The sequence below is a fragment of the Flavihumibacter solisilvae genome, from assembly GCF_000814475.1.
GTDB classification, from domain to species: Bacteria; Bacteroidota; Bacteroidia; order Chitinophagales; family Chitinophagaceae; genus Flavihumibacter; species Flavihumibacter solisilvae.
Genome location: NZ_JSVC01000055.1, coordinates 1 through 2982, shown reverse-complemented (window position 1 = coordinate 2982; position 2982 = coordinate 1). Strand labels below are relative to the sequence as shown.

Below are 2982 nucleotides of genomic sequence, written 5' to 3'. Positions count from 1 at the left end.
TGACTCGGCTTAATTCCTCATCCTTTATGTTCTTTAGGGCATCCAAATTCTTGTTTTTAACGAATTGCGCCAAATCAAGCGGAGAAAAACATCTTTCAATATATTCAGATTTGACAACTCTTGAGGTTCTCCAATCCATTACATTTTTTAGATGATCTGCAAATTGGGGGGAGTAAGTGCCTTGCTGATATTTCAATGTGACGAAGAATCCATCAACTGTGTTTTTTAGATTGGAATTTACAATTTCCGCAAATAGGTAGCGCTTGTAGAAAATTCTACTCTTTAAATCCTTTCTACGCTTGAGCAATTCGTTTCGGGTTGATAGCTCCTGTTGCAATTGTGTGTTAGTCAACTGTAATTTTCTTAGGCGTTCTTGATAGTATAGTAATTCTTGTGCAATCTGGTTAATTTTACCTAAGTCGAATGGAATTCCTCGTGTTTCCAGGTCTTTCTTCTTTTCATCAATTTTATCTTGGATTTGTTTCTCTTTTGTTGACCAGCCATCAATTTCTGTTTTTAATTCTTTAACTTTTGTTTCAAGCTCGATCGATAGTTCGGAAGACTTAGAGGCAACAATTTGGGAAAAATCGTAAACCAGTTGCTTTACTTTTGAGAAATATTCTTTACCCACAATAATTTCATCATCGGTTAGTTGTTCAAAACTTTGGAAAACTGAGTTATCTGAAAAAATCGTCCTATATCTTTTAATTAGCTCAGTTAAATCAGTAATAATATTTTTTCGAATGTCACGTTCCTTAAGTAGTGCTATTTGATACTTTACTAATTCACCGGCTTTGTCTTTTTTTAATTGATCCTGTTTGTCTTCAAGTATTTTTTTCTGCCTTTCAGATTCGGGAATATTAGAAACCTCGAAACGTAATTTGTTAATATCAGATTGGTTTTGAAGTAATAGTTCCCGCACTTCAATTTCTTCCGATTTAAGGCTTTGAAAGTCGATAAAAGAATCTAGAAAATCAATCAATATTTGTGGATTATCGTCACTGTGCTGTATGGTTTCAGCTGTTTCTCCTTGCCCGTAACTTTCAATGGGTACATGTGAAAGCCCCTTTACAGGATCATCCACATTTACTACTTCGGAATTTTTTTCGCGTGTTAAAGTGTGCACTTGGCCGGTTTCGTCTTCATAAAATAAAGTGATCTTTTCTGGCCATACATCGGAATCTACAACCCTGGCTTCAGATTTATTGCCTGATGTTTCTCTGAGTGATTCTAATAGAGTTGACTTACCGGCACCACGTCCGCCAATTATGCATGTAAGATTATGACTAAAGCTTACTACTTGCTTATCTAGAAGCCCACCTGCAATTTTTATTCCGAGAAATTTGGGAATCCTTTCAGGAATTAAATTCTCCAATCTAATTCGGGAATTACTTGAATTTAAGGCGATTTTAAATGAGTGAAAAGTCAGAGTTTCAATTTTAATTCTAGTAAGCTTTGTTTCACCGTCGGCATTTGTGCCAAGTTTTGAAAGAGTGTGTGCATCAGAAGACATCAACTTTGGAATGTCATAATCTTTTGGAAGGAATAGAGCATCTTTTCTTGCGTTAAAAAGTCGTTTTCTATCTTGATTTTCGTCATCTTCAGTGTAATAGTTTGAGCATCCTTTACTGCTTATTTCCATTCCGTAAAGGGTAGGATGTTTCAAGATATCTTCCATATGAGGGCCAAATCTTCCAATTGTTTTTTCAAAGCCAGAGGTGAGTTCAATATGTGCAAGTATGCCTATGCCGTTGTAGGTATGTGCATAGTTTAAACAATCAATAATTCCTTGACTACACCTTTCCTTGTCTGCACTGATATTTAACTTTCCTCGGAAATTTTGCAGGTCAATAAAGGATTCAAAATAGACTAACAAGTGACCTTGGGTGGTACTAACTTCAATGCCAGGTATTACTAGAATTGGTTTGTTTTCAGAGTGTTTTATTGCATCCTTTACATTGCCTATCGCGTTATGATCTGTTATAGAGATAATTGATAGGCCTTTTGAAACTGCTGTATCTACAATGTTTTCAGGGGTCATTGTAATATCAGTCACATCAAATGAGCCTTCATCGCCAAAGGAATGAATATGAAGGTCCGCTCGTACAAACTTTGCACCGGAGCTTATTTCGTTAAATTCGTTCATACTAATACTAGAGTAATTTTTATCGAATAGTTTTAGTGTTGATATTTTGACTTTCAAGGGAGCCAACAGCGTTCAGAAGCCATATTCTGAAAAGCGCTTCAATTTTACTTGAGCGTTCATGTTATCTATGTTTTTTGACCCAGGTTATTTCATTTCGCCAAACCCACGTTAAGACATTGGCACCACAAATCTCATATTGAAAATATTAAATAGATAGTTTCCTTTATTTGTCGCGTTTCTTTTTTAGCCAGTCCCAAAACCCCTTGTTCATCCAGCCTTTTCTATTGACGATGTTTATTTCACATATAAATAATCGCCCTTCCGGCTCTACTAATGACTTGTATCTTGTCATTAGTTTCTCCAGTGTAGCGGTTGAATATATTATCCAAACATTGTTACCATACTTAATCCAGTCCAAAGCCAAGTTCATTTTTGCCTCAATATTTTCATCATCAATACCCTGCATTGGGGATAGGTATATTTGATAGAATTTTCCTTTAGCCATTGTTACCCTCCTCTTCATTATTATTGTCCTCATCAGGTTGATTGGCGAGTTGTTGTAATTCGTTGTTCAATTTGACAGGAGGATCTTCTTCTACTAATGTCAATAATGATTGTGGCATTGATTTAAGGCCTTTAGCTGCCATTTGAATTTGTTCATGTACCAAAAATTCAGCACCTTCTAAGATCGCAGCTTGAGGGTTTTTGTTTGCAAAGTTGATTAAGCGCCAAAGTATGACAAAGGTTAATATGAATATTAATGCGATAGCTGCGCAACTTATCCACAGATTGCCTGCTAATCCAGCAATTAAGGTAATGCATGCTGATATAACCAT

Annotated in this window: 3 protein-coding genes; all 3 read right to left on the bottom strand. The window is 35.9% G+C overall.

The annotated features are described in order from the left end of the window. A partial coding sequence (locus tag OI18_RS23380; protein WP_152616960.1) for a PHP domain-containing protein occupies nt 1-2146 on the bottom strand: 2146 nt, incomplete at its 3' end. Nucleotides 2147-2369: 223 nt separating this feature from the next. Continuing rightward, complete coding sequence (locus OI18_RS23375; protein WP_152616959.1) at nt 2370-2669, bottom strand: hypothetical protein; 300 nt, start codon at nt 2667-2669, stop codon at nt 2370-2372. Continuing rightward, nucleotides 2644-2982: hypothetical protein (locus tag OI18_RS24780; RefSeq protein ID WP_039144756.1), on the bottom strand; the 339-nt coding region annotated here is incomplete at its 5' end. The genes OI18_RS23375 and OI18_RS24780, both read right to left, overlap by 26 nt.

What these genes read in the sequence shown, in the direction of transcription:
- OI18_RS23375 (WP_152616959.1), bottom strand. Translation starts at nt 2,669, where the DNA reads ATGAAGAGGAGGGTAACAATGGCTAAAGGAAAATTCTATCAAATATAC.